The organism is Rheinheimera sp. MM224, assembly GCF_947090785.1.
Taxonomy (GTDB): Bacteria; Pseudomonadota; Gammaproteobacteria; order Enterobacterales; family Alteromonadaceae; genus Pararheinheimera.
Window position 1 is genome coordinate 1,201,889 of sequence record NZ_OX352320.1, and the last position, 15,738, is coordinate 1,217,626.

The following is a 15,738-nucleotide window of genomic DNA, read 5'->3' on the forward strand; positions in this document are numbered from 1 at the left end:
CCTTGATTGCCGCCAGACACTATGCCTGCTCAGGCGGCGGCATTGTACTTAAGCTTGGGCTGCTTTGATACTCTGTTGCATACAATGAGATAAAACGCTGGCTTTGTGGATACGGAAATACATCTTCTACTATGCCATCGCGAATGCGTTGTTGTTTTTGCTGCCAGTAGCCAGCGTCCATCAATTCAGGATGACTTTGGATAAGCATCTGCCGGATATCGTTTTGCGCCGTCACATAAGTGGTAATTTGCTCTGGAAACACGTCGCCAGGGCCGACTGAATACCAGGGCTCGTTACTTAACATATCGTCGTAGTTGTCGGTTTTTGGAATAAAACGGAAATTCACATCCAGCAGGTACTGTACTTCGTCGTAGTCATAAAAAATTACCCGGCCGTGGCGGGTCACACCGAAGTTTTTCAGCAGCATATCGCCAGGGAAAATATTGGCAGCAATCATATCTTTAAGCGCCTGACCGTAATCGGCCATCATCTTCACTTTTTGCTCGAAACTGGCCTGCTCTAAATACAGGTTCAGCGGCAACATGCGTCGTTCGATATATAAGTGTTTGATAATGACCCTATCGTCTTCTATCTGCATAGAGCCAGCTATGCTTTGCTGTAATTCCTCCAGCAATTCAGGGCTGAATCTGCTGCGCGGTAAAGCCACATCTGAGTACTCCATGGTATCCGCCATACGGCCAACCCTGTCGTGTTTTTTCACCAGCAAATAGCGGGCTTTTACCGTGTCGCGGCCAAACTCTTTGGTGGGCGCAAACTTATCGCGGATCACCTTAAACACATAAGGAAAAGAGGGCAGGGTAAACACCATCATCACCATGCCGCGTATACCAGGTGCTGCGACAAACTGATCGCTGGATTTATCCAGATGAGTGAGCAGCTCACGGTAAAACTCAGTTTTTCCTTGTTTATGCAGGCCTACTGACGAATACAATTCGGCCAGGGTTTTGTGGGGCAACAGCTCTTTTAGAAAATGCACCAAAGCCGAAGGTACTGTCATTTCCACCATAAAATAAGCGCGGGAAAAACCAAAAATAATGGTCATTTGTTGTGGGTCGGTGATTAGCGTATCGACATAAATGCCCTGATTTTCATCATGCAACAGCGGAATAATAAAAGGCTGCTGACCGTCAGGCGTGACCACTCGCCCGACTATGTAAGCCGCTTTATTGCGGAAAAACAGCGACTTTAAAATATCAAAACGCACCAGATGCACCGGAAAATGACCATGGCTGGACTGGCCGATAAAAGTGCGTACCAAAAGACGAATATCCCGCTCTAAATCAACAAAAGGTGCCTGCAAATGAAAACTGGCCACAATAGCTCTGATGCTTTGTTTTAAACCATATTGGGCCGGAAAATAGCTTTCATACACCGAAGCTATAGGCGCAGGTAAACGTTGTTTGCTTAAGGTGGATTCGACAAAAATATTCTGATTATGAAAATACTTACGCTCGTACAAACGGCAAAACACAGAATTGTAAAAGGTTTCAGCCAGCTCAGCCTGAGGGTGAAATAACAAATACTGCTGGTACTGCTGCTTGACCTGTTGCCACAGGCATTCATTTAATTCTGCTCCTGTCAGCTTTTGTTGCAGCAAGGCCAGAGTTTCATTGACCCGCAAATCGTAATAAGAAATACGCTCCGAGCTGATACGTTGCAACTCCAGCCAGTTTTTTTGCGCAAAACCTTGCTGTGCTAATGCGGTGATTTTTTGAAACAAGCCAAAATGGCGGCGAAAGCCTTTTAAAATAAGATCAGCTATTTCTGTAGCTTGCAGCATAACAATAGACTCTGAAGTACCTTCCTTCAGAAATAACTGAAATCCGACCAGATATCAATTGTTGGTTGAGGTGTTGTTGAATGGATTGTGCTTGGTACGTAGTTTTGAGGCTTGGTATTTGATTGATTCGGTGTTAGTGATAAGACTTAAGTCGAAAGTCTTTCATACATCTATGCGTGAGTCACAGAGCTCCGTATTTCCACTCATCCTTATCAGGATCATAAGATAGCTTGTTAATTTCAATAATTTCAGAAGGAAGAATATCTCGTTTTAGATAATGTTCGGTGTTTCCTAGATTGACAAGTTCAGGATCATTCTTTGGCACGCTACATACGATCTCTAAAGGCTCGCCGATAGATTTTAAGAAAACTTCAGCTTCTTCATTACTATCAGCACACATGCTTATTACTTCTCCACCATACATACTAACTAAAGGTCTTATTCCTCCACAGTTTTCATTAGGTCTTTTAGACACAAACCATATGGACTGATTACTATCGACAACGAAATTGGAATCGCATGTTTCTGATTTCCATATTGAGTTGAAGTATTCCAAAAGGCTACTTGATAGCTCACTACTAAATTCATCAATGAATTTATCTCTTACTTCATCTTTGTTTCTGGCTATTAGGCCTTTTTTTTCTATGCTTTCTCGATTTGCTCGGGTGTAGTGATATAGGTGTACTTTTTCATTCATTAAACATACTCACAAAATTAGATTTCTCGTAGATACTATTTAGACACCTGTAACATTAGAACTGTTAGCTATTTTCTATGTTTTTTCGTTAAACTAATTGAAACTAAATCAGTAAATTGTTTGGGGTAAGGCCTGTTCTCAGAGGCATCCTCGCTTCAAATAATGACTTGAAGTCAGCTTTGATACCTAACCAAATCTCACTCCCCATCAACCTTAAAATCTTGCGGCTGAAACCAGTATCTGCTGTTTGTCACTGGAGTATCAGGGCTTAACAGCGGGTTTTTAATGCTGATCCAAGGATCTGAGCTGTGATGCTGCAGAGGAAATACATGGCGGGTCAGTTCTTGTTGCTGCATATGTGCAAGCAATTCGCCGTCATCAATCATTTGCTCCAGCCCTTGTTCAATCCAAAGCGCCAAAGCTTCATTTTCTTTGCGGGTAAAAAAGTACACGGCAAAAGGATAATGCAGCATCAGCTTGTTATAGCGCACCAATTCCGGATACAAGGCCTGGCGTTTTTCCAGCTCGATCACACCTTCATGTAAACCTCGCGGAAAATAATCACAACGTCCGGCGAGCAATTGCTTAAAGATATTTTCGTACACCGGAGCTTCTTCAACCTTTAAGCCAGAGCTACGCATAATTTCAACATCTGGCCAGAATGCGCCCTGACAGGCGGTTAGCTGTTGTAACTGCTGCAGGCTGCGGATGGAGTTAAATTTTGCGATCGAGTCTTTGCGCAAAATAAACTTACGAAACCCCATCAGGCCACGTTCCAGCGGAATACGAATAGCGCGGAATTCCTGCTCTTTGTCCAGGTCTGTACCTACCCAGAATACATCCAGCGATTCGCCTTTGGCTAACTCGCGCAAGGCTCTGCCTTGTTCCATCGCAAAAGTGGGTTTGAGTTCTGGTATGGTGCGCCCTGCGGCTGCTTTGGTCAGAGCCTTTTTTAACAAGCTGGTGTAGTACTGGTGATTGATATCAAATTCAGATCGGGGTTTGGTGACGAGTAACTGAGCCGGAGTTTCGCTGGCGGCCTGAGCGATAAAACACGCGACAAAACACAGCAGGAGTAGGCAAGCCGACACCAGAACGGACCACTTCATAACCACTCCTCAAAAGAACTCCTCAAAGCCACTCGTCAAAACAGCCCCTCAGAACAACAACCTGCTTAGTCTAAATGCCCTGCAGTAAAAGGCATAGGTTTAACTCCGGCTTTTATGGCAGCAGCTTTACTTCTTTATCGGCAAAGACGAATGAGCAACAAAGATTAATTGTTAATAACTTGGATATTATTCTTTAAAGCTTTCAGAAATCCGGTAAGCTATACGGTAAATTTGATAATTCATTCTTAAGGATAAGTTATGGTCGAAACGAATTTAATTGTCACTGCAGCTCTGGTATTGGCTGTGCTGATACTGATTGGCAAAACTGTGGTGATACTGCCACAAAATATGGCCTATATCATTGAGCGCCTTGGTAAATATTACACCACTCAAACGGCTGGTCTGCAGTTTATTATTCCTTTTATCGACCGTATTGCGTACAAGGTGTCGCTCAAAGAAAGTGCCATTGATATCCCAAGCCAGTCGGCCATTACCAAAGATAATATCAGCCTGACGATAGATGGCGTGTTGTATATCAAAGTGATGGAACCTTACAAAGCGTCTTATGGCATTGATAACTATGTGTATGCGGTGATCCAGCTGGCGCAAACATCGATGCGTTCTGAAATTGGTAAGCTGGATTTAGACAAAACCTTTGAAGAACGTGACAGCCTGAACGTAAAAATTATTCACGCCATTAATCAGGCCTCCGCAGCCTGGGGTGTGCAGGTGATGCGTTATGAAATTAAAGATATTAACCCGCCAGCTTCGGTATTAGATGCGATGGAAAAACAGATGCGTGCCGAGCGGGAAAAACGCGCTTCTATTCTGGATTCAGAGGGTAAACGTCAGGCTGCCATCAATATAGCGGAAGGTGATAAACAAGCCACAGTATTAGCGGCTGAAGCCGAACGCGAGCAACAGGTTCTTAAAGCTGAAGGTGAAGCCCGTTCTATCGAGCTGGTTGCAGAGGCTAAAGCCAAGGCGTTAACCATGATAGGTCAGGCAGCAGCGACTCCTGAAGGCCAGGCTGCTGTATTACTGGATCTGGCAACTGAAGCTATTGCTGCGAAAAAAGCCATAGCCCGTGAATCGACAGTGGTGCTGATGGATAACGATAAATCTTCTGCCGGAAACACAGTAGCTGAAGCTTTGGGCGTAGTGGCTGCTATTCAAAAATCAGGAACTTTATCCTAAGGAGACTTCATGGAGCTGAATTTGCTGTCAGGCTTATTATTGCTGGCTTTGTTATGTCTGGCTTTGCTGCCTTTTGCTATTCCTGGTGTACTGGAAGTACTACTGGCCTTAGCTATTGGTGCATTTGTCAGCGCAGCGTTGATCTGGTTTGGCTGGTTACCGCAAGACACCAGTCTGGTGCTGTTAAGTTTGGCCATGCTAACGGCTTTGTCGGCCGTCTTATTATGGAAACCTCTGCGTAAGTTGCAAAAAACCGGAGTACGTTTACAGGAAGACAGCGCTATTTCTGATTTTGTCGGTACTGAGCTGTTGCTGACAGAACAAGCCAACAAAGACAGTGACAGTCATATTCAGTTTTGTGGTCTGGAATGGCGGGTACGTTTAGACCCAGCAGACATGGCAACAAGAGTAGAAGCAGGGCAATCTGTATTAATTAGCTCTGCTACCGTTGGTTGTTTGCTGGTAAAAAGTAAAACAGCCTGATCCCTGCGGCTCAGGCTTTTCAGCTTAATCTGAAGCCCTGTTGTTCAAAATCAGCCAGCCATTGGCTAAACCTGTCAAAAGGCATAGGTTTGGCCAGCAAATACCCCTGCACCGCATCTGCGCCTAAACGCCGGGCAAATTCCAGCTCTTTGATGGTTTCTACCCCTTCAATCACTGTATACAGCTGCAAAGATTTACCCAGCATCACGGCATACCTTAATACTGTATCGTCATTGAGCCGCACCGCCTGACAGAGTAAATCCCGGTCTATTTTAAGTTCGCCCAAAGGCAAGCCCTGCAAGCGGGCTAAAGAGGATTGCCCTACACCAAAATCATCCAGAGAAATACGAATATTGGAGCGCTCCAGCAATTTAAGCGCTTGTTCTGAATCTTTGACCAGATCGACAAAAGCAGTTTCTGTCAGCTCCAGTTGTAGTGGCACTGTGGAATAACTGGTGCTTTTTACCGCCTCTATCACACGAGATATCAGCGCAGCATTACGCAAATCCAGTGGCGATATATTCATAGATAACCGCAAGTTAGCCCCGGTATCTGCGAGTTGTTTTTGCAGGATCAGAGTTTTATCCAGCACCCATTCTGTCACCTGACTAATCATGCCGGTTTGTTCGGCCAGAGGAATAAAATCAACGGGTGAAATTTGACCCATTTTGGGGTGATACCAGCGGATCAACAGCTCAGCTGCATGGATTTTTTGTTGTTTCATATCCAGTATCGGCTGTACATAAAGCTCTAACAAATCATCTTGCAGCGCAATATTCAGCTCGGACAATAAGTGAATATGCTCAAGGTTCTGTTCCAGATACAAAGGCTCGTACGGCAGATAATCACCCGCTCTGTCGGCATGTTCTATCGCAGCAAGCGCTAAATCCAGTGCATCAGAGGCTTGGGCGCAGTCCAGCGGATAATGCACAGAGCTATAGACAGTGCCTAAATCCAGTTGCAGATTGTCGACTTTGAGTAAGGCGTCGAGCTGATGACGCAGTTGCTCAAACTGCGAGCGAAAATCAGTAGGTGCAATGAGCACTGCATAACTGTCGCGCTCCAGCGCAAACAAGGCGGGGTAGTGCGCTTCGGTCTGGCGTTGTTGTTCACCCCAACGTTTCAGTAATTTACTAAAACCTATGATGGTGTGGTTGGCCTCTTCTACTCCTAAGGCCCGCTCTATTTGGCGAAAGCGCTGATGTACTATCATCACCAGATAAAAATCACTGTCCCGTTGCTCGTCCAGTTGTTCAAGTCGGTTCAGCAGAGCTCTTTTATTAGGTAAACCAGAAATATGTTCTGTTAATGCCTGCTGCAGCGCTTTTTGCTGCATGCTTTGAATATGTTGTTGTTGATCAAGAATTTGCTGCTGAAAGGCAATTTTTTTGTTTTTTTCCAGATGCAGGTTTTGCAGCATCGCAAAAACAAAAAACAATGCAGATAAGGCATTACCTATTTCCATCGCTGAATTGGTCAGCATCACAGCAGGTAAATAGCCTTTGCTGCGCAAAATCATCACAGCTATACCCGTCAGCATCGTCAACAGCGCCAATGAAAAAAACAACGCATTGATATGGCGTTTATGCAGCAGCCAGAAGCTGGCAAGTAGCATCAGGCTTCCTGTCAAAGCTGTCAGCTCGACACCAATTTTTTTAAGCCAATAAGCACCAAGCCATGGGCTCGCCAGCAACAACAACAGAGCAAAAATACGGATCAGTTGGAAGGGCCACATTAGCCAGTTGGGGGTGTCGGTGTTTCGAAAAAAAGACAACATAAAACAAGATGCAAAAAAACTACCAAATACAGCGCCGTATTCAATCACCAGATTGTACTCGGGTGATTCTGGCCAGACATAAGCAAACAATAAACCGTTGATTTCCAGCTGGATTAACACGACAGTTAAAAACATGCCGGAAAAAGCTAAAAAATAACCATGACGGTAAATCAGATAAAGCCCTACCGACAGTGCTATCAGACATAAAAAAATACCGCTGAACAAACTATGGATAAAGACGGCAAGGTGTTCTTGTTGCTCCATTTCCAGTGTGCTGCTTCGTTGCAGCGGCAGCATATTGGCTCCCTGATTTGTGACTTTGGCAAAAAGCCATAAATCTTGCGTGCTGGCTGGTATAAGGATCACAAAGTTCAGCGTAGGCAAAGGCCGCAGCTTATAGAGTTGTTGATCGCCAAGCTGGTAGCTTTGCTGCAGGTTTAATTGTGGATCCAACACATAAAGTTCCAGCCTGTCTAAAAAGGGCGCTTGCACCGACAAGGCTGTTTCTGAGTTGCTTGCCGTCAGTCGGGTTTTATACCAGTAGGCGCTTTGCTGATAACCCAGGCTGGCGGTAGATCGTGGTAATAATTGCCACTGGTCTGCAGGTTGAAACTGTAACTGCTGTAACTCAACCGTTTGTTCAGTCACAGGGAAATAATATATTTCGTTAATTGGCTTGAGTGTCTGTTGTGGCACCAGATGAAACAGCACCAATGCAAAGAGCATAAGTGCGCATAAGATCATAAAAAATAAAGTTTTGAACAAAGGGTTTTGGCGGAGGGTCATAACAGCTCAAACAGAAGGCATCTGAATTAACCTTAGCTGGCTACATCTCAGATGCAACGAGTAAATTGATAAATTTAATCAAATTTCCGTATGCATAGAGTCTGTTCGAATTTATTGAATAGCCTCATCAATTTTTATTGCTTTTTATTTGAGCAACAGGCGCAGATACTTGCAGTCTGAATTGAGCTGTACACCGAATTAAAAACGCAACCAGACCCTGAGCCACTTTTGTCGTATTCAGTGGGTTTAACAAGGCAAGTTTCATTGAAGAGGACTTTTTATGCGAACTCACACTACGATTAAAGCTTTAGGCGTTGCCACACTGATAGGTGCTCTGGTGTTGTCCTTGAGTGGCTGTTCGCATAAACAAGCGTTAAGTTCAGTCGTCTGGCAGCAGCAATTAAACTTACCTTCCGTGCAGCATTCAACGGAAGTGGCACAAAGCTTATCCGTGACTATTGATGAAGTCAGTTTTGACTGGGTGGACCAAAGCAGAGGCCGTGTAGTGCCGGCTTTGTTGTTTAAACCTGCTCATCAGCAAAAAGCCAAAGCTCTAATAGTGTTCTCTCATGGTTTGGGTGGTTCTAAAGAGCGTTACGCTTATTTGGGGCAATACTGGGCTAGTCAGGGCTACGCCAGCTTGCATGTACAGCATGACGGCAGCGATCGCAAAGTATGGGGTGGCAACAGACTGTTATTACCTTTCCGTTTGATGGACGCTGCAGATGAAACCGAAGCCTTAGCCAGAGTGCAGGATGTGAAGTTTGCGTTGGACCAAATTTTAGCCTCACGATACGCAGCAGATTTTGATAACCAGAATATTATGATGGCTGGTCATTCTTATGGTGCCAACACTTCCATGTTGTTAAGCGGCGCTGTAGTTGAACAGAACGGTAGCTTAATCAGCCTGAAAGATGATCGGATTAAAGCGGCAATCTTAATTTCGGCGCCACCATTTTATAACGACCAGCCTTTAGATCAGGTGCTGGCACAAGTCACTATCCCAACTTTGCATATCACTACGACTGAAGATGAAATTAAGGTGCCAGGTTATTATTCATCTCCTTCTGACAGATTTGAGCTGTATTACGCTATGGCAAGCAGTTACAAAGTGTTGGCGGTGTTTAGCTCAGGCAGCCACAATATATTTTCAGGCTGGCGCCGCAGCACAGATACAGCGCCACAACAGCAAGTGATTAAAGCTGCTACTCAGGCTTTATCCAGCGCCTTTATAGAACAAGTGACCACAGGCGATGGCCGCGCTATGAGCCAATGGGCCCGCGAGCATCAACCTGTGTTATCAGACTTTATCCGCTCAGATTTAGTGGCTGTATTGAATTAAGTGTTTAACCTTGGGTGCTGAGTTGATCCCCCAATAATTCAGCGCCCAAATGCCCCACTTTGACATAAATCAGTGCGCCTTCATTACCGGTAAAAGGCTGGTGTTTACTCCAGCGTGGGCTACGTAACCAACTGCCTTTTGGGTAACTACCAAATTCGTCCTGAAACACACCTTCGAGTACATAAATTTCTTCACCACCAGCATGCATATGAGGTTGGAATCTGGTGTTTGGTGCCCAGCGTACTAAGGCTGTGTTGATACCATCAAACTGATGCAAAGGTAAAACTTGTAGGCCAGGCACTAAACCAGGCTGCCAGTGCTGTTGTTCTGGTCGGATACAAAGCTGCTCTGTGTCACCTTTGCTGAATTGCCATAGTTTGACCAGTAATAAGCACCCCTCTTTTGAAAAAGGTGCGTGTGAAGTACCAGGTGGGTTACGTAAGTAAGTTCCAACTGGGTAGTCGCCATATTCATCAGAAAAAGTACCTTCAAGCACCAGAATTTCTTCACCACCACCATGTTGATGATTGGCAAACTGACTGCCGGCTAAATAACGCACTATGCTGGTGGCTTTGGCGACTTCTGCGCCTATTCTGTCCAAAGGCCTTCTGTGAATATCTTTGGCTGGAGATTCATACCAGAGCGCTTGCTCTGGGGTTTGCACTATGCGCTGGCTTAAATCCGTATTGATTTCGGCGCTCATATGAGTCCAGGCTAATAAAGTCATGGTGTTGATTTATCTCTTGTATTGACTATCTCTTGTATTGAGTGGGGCAGTAGCCACGGTTAATTTCAGGCGATCTTAGCTTTAAATGTTTAGTGGTGCGGCCTGTAGTACGTTTACGCCATAACTCAAAGCTGCTGCGTTTTAGCTCTTTACGCATCAGTTCAATCAGCTGGTGCTGGTTTAAGCCATACAAATTTTCGATGGCTTCAAAAGGTGTTCTGTCTTCCCATGCCATTTCAATAATGCGGGATAAGTCTTCAGGGCTATATTCATGGTTAGGGTCTGTGCTACAAGTGCTCACGCTGTTTTTACTTCGTCTGTTGGCTAGTACTGTTTTTACGTGAGTTGTGGTTATGCAGACCAATACAAAGCCATAAATTACCACTTGGCATAATGATCTTCAGCCAAGCCTTTGACCGCATTTAGTTTTAGTTTGCTGCCATTTTGAAGCACTACAAAGCCCGTATAAATCCCAACATACTGGCGGAAATTGCTGGCCAGTAAGCCAATGTTGACCTTTTCCTGACGGCAATATAAAGGCGTAAATTCAAGCTGCACTTCGCCGCAAAGACTACTGACTTGCCATGGTTTTTTTTCGTCTTTGCGATCAAAGACAAAAGTGGCTGGGCTTAAATGCTGAATTTGGCCATTAAACCAGAGCGCATTTTCGCAAAGCCCGGTTTCATTGACACCAGCTGCTATATTCAGACCAAATGCCTGGTCTTCGACCACGGCGTTGATACTGGCCCAGCGCCAACTGGTTTGGCGGCGCATAAAACCTGCTGAGAAATCATAACCCGCTAAAGCCTGAGTTAAATCTAAGGCTTTGCCCTGAAGTTCAAGTGTGCCTGACACAGCCAAGGCATTGGATTTTTCGGTGTAAGTCCATCCGTTGTAACCTGTAGGCGCACATAAAGCTAAAGGCATTTGGCTAGCTTTTTCTATGGTTAAACTGGCCTTTAACTCTTTGGTATCAATGCTTAATTGCCAGTGTGTTGCGCTGGTTTTTATCTCGACTTTATAGGCAGCAAAGCCTTGCTTCGCTTCACCTGCTGATGGTGAATCACTCATCCGGCAGCCTAAAGCGCCTGGCAATAACACACCTTTGCTGATGGCTAGGTTTGAGTCAAAACGATACAAATAGGCAAAACCTGAATTGGCATAACGAATATCGGCAATAGCCACGGCCAATAACCAGTCAGAGCCTGTGACACAAATAAACTGAAACTGTTTGTACTGAAAATAGCGGGCGAGGGGGTTGGCCTTTTTATCCATCAAATTCTGATAAACAAAATCCCGTAGATTAAAGTCCGGAATTGAGCCGTCAAATAAGCCAAAGACTGGTTGGCCATTGCTTTGGATCAGTTGTTGCGGTGTGGCTGCAAGCTGAGGTAAGTAGTTGTTCATAGTGCTTTTCTGCATTGTCACACCTTTTTATTTATTACTTTATTTTGCCAGAAGTAACAGCGAGTACCGTAAGTTGTTTATTGATCTTTACCATGAAAGGTCGCATGTGTCAGTCAGGAAGTTGAAGTCTACTTTGGGGATTAATGTCTGGAGACTAATTCTTTGTTTCTAACTGTTTATCTGACTGACTGAGCGGGAGTACTGAGCAAGGATGTTCGCAGTATTCGATAACAAATTGATAAAAGCTGACCTTGTATAAAGAGATCAGCTCAAATCAATTTAATAGTAATTATTGTGCTGCTTTGGCTGATAAAGCGGTATTTACCGACTGATCTGCCCCATCCTGTTTATGACGAGAATGGTATTTCCCTACAGGTAATGTATTAATCACTGAAGCATTTACCATTCGTGCTACAGGCACATAATCAGTAGTAGCGGTATTAATAGCGGTGCTTATAATGTCCGCAAGCAAATTGCCACTGTTACCCGAAGTATTAATGACAACGACGTTCTGATAATTCCATAACGACTCACCAGAAGATGTAGAAACTAAATCGAATTCAGCACCTACTGTTACATTGCCACCAGTTACAAAGTAGTTGGTATCCCACTGATTAATAGTGACAAAGAGCACAGCATCAGCCCCAAACATTTGTTTAAACTTATCTGGATTTACATCCCGGAGTTGAGCACCATCTACGATCCCTTCCTGCTGAAGCAGCATAGCAGACAACGGGATTGGCAGAACGTAGTAACCAGCCTCAGCTAATGGCTGGGCAATAGTAGTTGAGTACAGATCCGGTGCGTCTGCAGCTGTTGATTTATTAACCGCTGGCACAACCAAAACCGACAGTGGCGCAGCATCATACATCTTAGGGAAAGCTTCTTGCTTGCTAACAATTTTTTGTGTAGCACAACCAGATAACAGTAATGCAGCTAACACAAGAATACTTTTAAATGGAGTTTTCATTCCTTTAGCCTGCCTTATTCATTTTATTCAACATTGCGTCAATCAATTGCGCCGACTCTGGAAACAGAGCTTTTTCTTGCTGTAAGTAAGCCTGAGCTTCAACGACGTTATTCACCTGAAGTTCTAATGTTGCCAGCTCAGCGTAGATGCCAGGAGGTATCTTTTTGTTTTCTTTGGCAGCATTCTCGATGATAGCTAACAGTGCTTGCTTATGCTTTTCGCGAGTCACATCAGAAGGTTCGTGCTTGTGGTTATAAGCGGTTTCTGAATAGTCACCCCAATGATAAATTGATTTATTAGTGCTGGCACACGCGGACATACCGATTACGCAAACCAAAATTAGTGCTTTTTGGATACCACTTTTCATGGAACTCTTACCTCAAATACATTGCCATTTGTGACATAAATTTTTCTTTTCACCAGAACCTGTTGGCCCCGACTTATTTCTACCTGATGGCTACCAACGCTTAAATCAAACTTTGCTACTGTTTCACCATCCAGTTTAAAAGTATCAGCATTATCCAGTTGAACTGTTGTGGTATTATCAAGAACCAGAGTAGTTCCCTGAAGGTTGCCACTCAGTTGTAAGTAGGCTTTATCATCTACTTGTTTAATCTCAGAAAAACTTGTGCTACACGCAGACAGCAAAAGAGAAAAAACCAAACAAATCATATATTTCATTTAATTACACCTTCCCTTCTTCACGCACAACAACTTTGCTGATGCTTTGATCGTTGATTGAGCCTGAAACCAGTTCGCACACCGACAATTCATCGCTACCCTGGCCAACAAAACCTGTGACACGTAAAGTCGCCACTTTTTGCCCCGGTAAATTTATCAGCATTCCTGTTTGTGGATTTTTTACTTGCTGCCCTGGACTGACCACATCAAAAGTATCATTCACTTTGATGCCTTGGGCTGATCCGCCAGTCATCAAAAATTGGCTACCTTGTTTACTTATCAAATAAGCTTGCCACGGAGAATCCAGTAAATTTTCGGAGATATTGCTCACCAGCTTTGAAATGGCGGCAGATAAAGCCTTGTCATTGATTGAAGTATCATAAGCTGCGCGCTCACCAACACCCATCACTGAGTTAGCTTCTACCCGTGCTTCACCAGTAGCTTCCTCTGAATACATGATCTGCCCGGTTTTTGTGTTAATTAACCGGACATTTACTGTAGCCGTAGCTGTCTGTATTTTATTGCGGCTAAAAACACCAACTTCGCTGTTTGTTGAGCGGCCAAATTCGGAGACTGAACCGACAATTAAAAAATCAGAACCGGCAGTTTGGATCTGCTCCCCTTTGAAGGTGTTTTCACTTATTACTTTGTCTAAATCTGCACGCTCAAGCATGATGAACTTGTTTGTTTCAGTCAGACGTGCTGCAAGAATATCTGAGGCTTGTTTCCCTAATCGATCACCATTCTGATCCAACAAAAAGGCGTTGCCTCTTTTGGTCTCATCAGAAAAACGAGCTATTGCTACTACTCGCTTCAACGAGAGTTCAGGAGCTTGGCTAAGCACCGGACTAATAGCAGGTGTTGCTGTGGACAATGCATTGACAGAACCACGCGTCGACGAAGTACAGGCTGTTAGAACAGCCAGACTAAGCAGCGCGACAGGAAGTACAATTTTTTTCATCATTTCCTCATGAATTGTTATAAATTTTTGAAAGGCTAAAGAGATTCAATATGGCAAGGATAGATAACAGCGCAAAAGGCAGGACAAAGAATGATTTAATCCATTAAATCGCAGAAGTTATAACTAAACTTGAGTTATACAAAAATCAGTACCTGAGAGTACTGAGTTGACTGTAACCAAAACTATAATTAATTAAAAGACATAGATAAAAATATAACAGCGTAAAACAAAAAGGGCATCAGTATTACCTGACGCCCTTGTAATCAAAATGCTCTCAAAACCCTTAGCCAAAGTAATTGAGCGACACTCTTTGGCTTTTATTCGAACGCGATGCGGGCGGGGACAAGCCCCGCACCCTACAGCAAGTACGAAGGCCTAAATCAGACGTTTAAATAGTCCAATATCCCCTCAGCTGCCTTACGGCCCTGGGCTATAGCTGTGACTACCAGGTCTGAGCCTAATACCATATCACCACCTGCGAAGATCTTTTGCTGGTTGGTCTGAAGTGGGTAAGTGCTTTTTTCGCTGGCCACGACGCGGCCTTTGTCGTCGAGCTCTACACCCATATCTTTTAACCACTGTGGTGGGCTAGGCTGGAAACCAAAAGCGACAATGACAGCGTCGGCTTCTAATACCTGCTCAGAACCCGGCACTGCTTCGGCGTTACGACGGCCTTTGGCATCGGCTGCACCCATAGCCGTAGTGACCACTTCGATGCCACAGGCATGGCCTTCGTCGTTTAACTTGATGCCAAGTGGCTGCAGGTTAAACATAAATTCCACACCTTCTTCGCGGGCATTTTGTACTTCTTTGCGTGAACCCGGCATGCTGGCTTCGTCGCGTCGATAGGCTAATGTGACTTTGCTGGCACCCTGACGAATAGCGGTACGCACGCAGTCCATTGAGGTGTCACCACCACCTAAGACCACTACTTTTTTACCGGCCAGATTTACATACTGGTGTTCTGTCTGCCAGCCCATCAGATTATTGATATTGCCAATCAGATAAGGCAGGGCTTCATAGACACCAGGTGCTTTTTCGTTAACCAAACCACCTTGCATTGGGGTGTAAGTGCCTAAGGCCAGAAAGACTGAATCGTATTCCTGCAACAGGCTGTCAAAGCTGACATCCACACCCACAGTGGTATTTAAACGGAACTCAATACCCATAGCGGTGAAGATTTCACGGCGTAGTTTCAGTACGTCTTTTTCCAGTTTAAAAGGCGGAATACCAAAAGTCAGTAAGCCACCAATTTCCGGATAACGGTCAAATACCACAGGGGTAACGCCATTACGGATAAGTACGTCTGCACAAGCTAAACCTGCAGGGCCTGCACCTATCACTGCGACTTTTAAGCCGGTTTTCACCACAGCTGATAAATCCGGCCGCCAGCCCATTTCAAAGGCTTTGTCGTTAATGTACTTTTCAATAGAACCTATAGTGACTGCACCAAAACCTTCGTTGATGGTGCAGGCGCCTTCGCATAAACGATCCTGCGGGCAAACCCGGCCACAAACTTCAGGTAAGCTATTGGTTTTATGCGACAATTCAGCCGCTTCAATAATCTTGCCTTCGTTCGCCAGTTTCAGCCACTGCGGAATATAGTTATGCACTGGGCACTTCCATTCGCAGTAAGGGTTGCCACAGTCCAGGCAACGGTCGGCCTGACCTGAGGCTTGCGTGTCTGTCATAGGCTGATAAATTTCTACGAACTCAATGGTCCGCTCACGGTGTGACTTCTTTGGTGGGTCAACCCGCTTTACGTCGATAAATTGATAAACATTCTGTGCCATTATTGCC

15 protein-coding genes are annotated in these 15,738 nt (G+C 44.6%); 3 read left to right on the top strand and 12 right to left on the bottom strand.

Features of this window, described 5'->3' with window-relative positions; translation table 11 throughout:
• Positions 1–19 precede the first annotated feature (19 nt).
• The 3 genes from aceK to OM978_RS05625 form a co-directional block, all read right to left on the bottom strand.
• Positions 20–1,801, bottom strand: coding sequence for a bifunctional isocitrate dehydrogenase kinase/phosphatase (gene aceK, locus OM978_RS05615; protein WP_264345914.1), 1,782 nt, complete (start codon positions 1,799–1,801; stop codon positions 20–22).
• 181 nt (positions 1,802–1,982) lie between these two features.
• A complete protein-coding gene (locus OM978_RS05620; RefSeq protein ID WP_264345915.1) occupies positions 1,983–2,498 on the bottom strand; it encodes a hypothetical protein in 516 nt (171 codons plus the stop codon).
• 197 nt (positions 2,499–2,695) lie between these two features.
• On the bottom strand, positions 2,696–3,607 hold the full coding sequence (locus OM978_RS05625; protein WP_264345916.1) for a hypothetical protein: 912 nt from the start codon (positions 3,605–3,607) through the stop codon (positions 2,696–2,698).
• Positions 3,608–3,865: 258 nt separating this feature from the next.
• On the opposite strand from OM978_RS05625, the gene OM978_RS05630 reads away from it, so the two are divergent.
• Positions 3,866–4,804 carry an SPFH domain-containing protein gene (locus OM978_RS05630; RefSeq protein WP_264345917.1) on the top strand — a complete coding sequence of 313 codons (939 nt, stop codon included), beginning with the start codon at positions 3,866–3,868 and terminating at the stop codon, positions 4,802–4,804.
• Positions 4,805–4,813: 9 nt separating this feature from the next.
• Complete coding sequence (locus OM978_RS05635; protein ID WP_264345918.1) at positions 4,814–5,287, top strand: NfeD family protein; 474 nt, start codon at positions 4,814–4,816, stop codon at positions 5,285–5,287.
• A gap of 19 nt (positions 5,288–5,306) precedes the next feature.
• Here OM978_RS05635 and OM978_RS05640 read toward each other — a convergent pair whose 3' ends face one another.
• Positions 5,307–7,790 carry an EAL domain-containing protein gene (locus OM978_RS05640; RefSeq protein WP_264345919.1) on the bottom strand — a complete coding sequence of 828 codons (2,484 nt, stop codon included), beginning with the start codon at positions 7,788–7,790 and terminating at the stop codon, positions 5,307–5,309.
• 340 nt (positions 7,791–8,130) lie between these two features.
• Between OM978_RS05640 and OM978_RS05645 the strand changes: the two genes are divergently transcribed.
• Positions 8,131–9,192, top strand: coding sequence for an alpha/beta hydrolase family protein (locus OM978_RS05645; protein WP_264345920.1), 1,062 nt, complete (start codon positions 8,131–8,133; stop codon positions 9,190–9,192).
• A gap of 4 nt (positions 9,193–9,196) precedes the next feature.
• Here OM978_RS05645 and OM978_RS05650 read toward each other — a convergent pair whose 3' ends face one another.
• From OM978_RS05650 to OM978_RS05685, 8 genes are all read right to left on the bottom strand, one after another.
• On the bottom strand, positions 9,197–9,919 hold the full coding sequence (locus OM978_RS05650) for a cupin domain-containing protein (RefSeq protein WP_413690952.1): 723 nt from the start codon (positions 9,917–9,919) through the stop codon (positions 9,197–9,199).
• Positions 9,920–9,944: 25 nt separating this feature from the next.
• Complete coding sequence (locus tag OM978_RS05655) at positions 9,945–10,220, bottom strand: TIGR03643 family protein (protein WP_264345921.1); 276 nt, start codon at positions 10,218–10,220, stop codon at positions 9,945–9,947.
• 77 nt (positions 10,221–10,297) lie between these two features.
• Positions 10,298–11,341 carry a DUF2804 domain-containing protein gene (locus OM978_RS05660; RefSeq protein ID WP_264345922.1) on the bottom strand — a complete coding sequence of 348 codons (1,044 nt, stop codon included), beginning with the start codon at positions 11,339–11,341 and terminating at the stop codon, positions 10,298–10,300.
• A gap of 274 nt (positions 11,342–11,615) precedes the next feature.
• Positions 11,616–12,296: a GNA1162 family protein gene (locus tag OM978_RS05665; RefSeq protein WP_233009578.1), complete on the bottom strand. Its 681-nt coding sequence runs from the start codon at positions 12,294–12,296 to the stop codon at positions 11,616–11,618.
• Positions 12,297–12,300: 4 nt separating this feature from the next.
• Positions 12,301–12,663, bottom strand: coding sequence for a DUF4810 domain-containing protein (locus OM978_RS05670; RefSeq protein ID WP_264345923.1), 363 nt, complete (start codon positions 12,661–12,663; stop codon positions 12,301–12,303).
• Positions 12,660–12,977 (bottom strand): hypothetical protein, encoded by a 318-nt coding sequence (locus OM978_RS05675; RefSeq protein ID WP_233009580.1) that lies wholly within the window; start codon positions 12,975–12,977, stop codon positions 12,660–12,662. Before OM978_RS05675 ends, OM978_RS05670 begins: the two co-directional genes overlap by 4 nt.
• Positions 12,978–12,981: 4 nt before the next feature.
• Positions 12,982–13,941 (bottom strand): CsgG/HfaB family protein, encoded by a 960-nt coding sequence (locus OM978_RS05680; RefSeq protein WP_264345924.1) that lies wholly within the window; start codon positions 13,939–13,941, stop codon positions 12,982–12,984.
• A gap of 377 nt (positions 13,942–14,318) precedes the next feature.
• Entirely contained in the window at positions 14,319–15,731 is a 1,413-nt protein-coding gene (locus OM978_RS05685; RefSeq protein ID WP_264345925.1) for an FAD-dependent oxidoreductase, read from the bottom strand.
• Positions 15,732–15,738 lie beyond the last annotated feature (7 nt).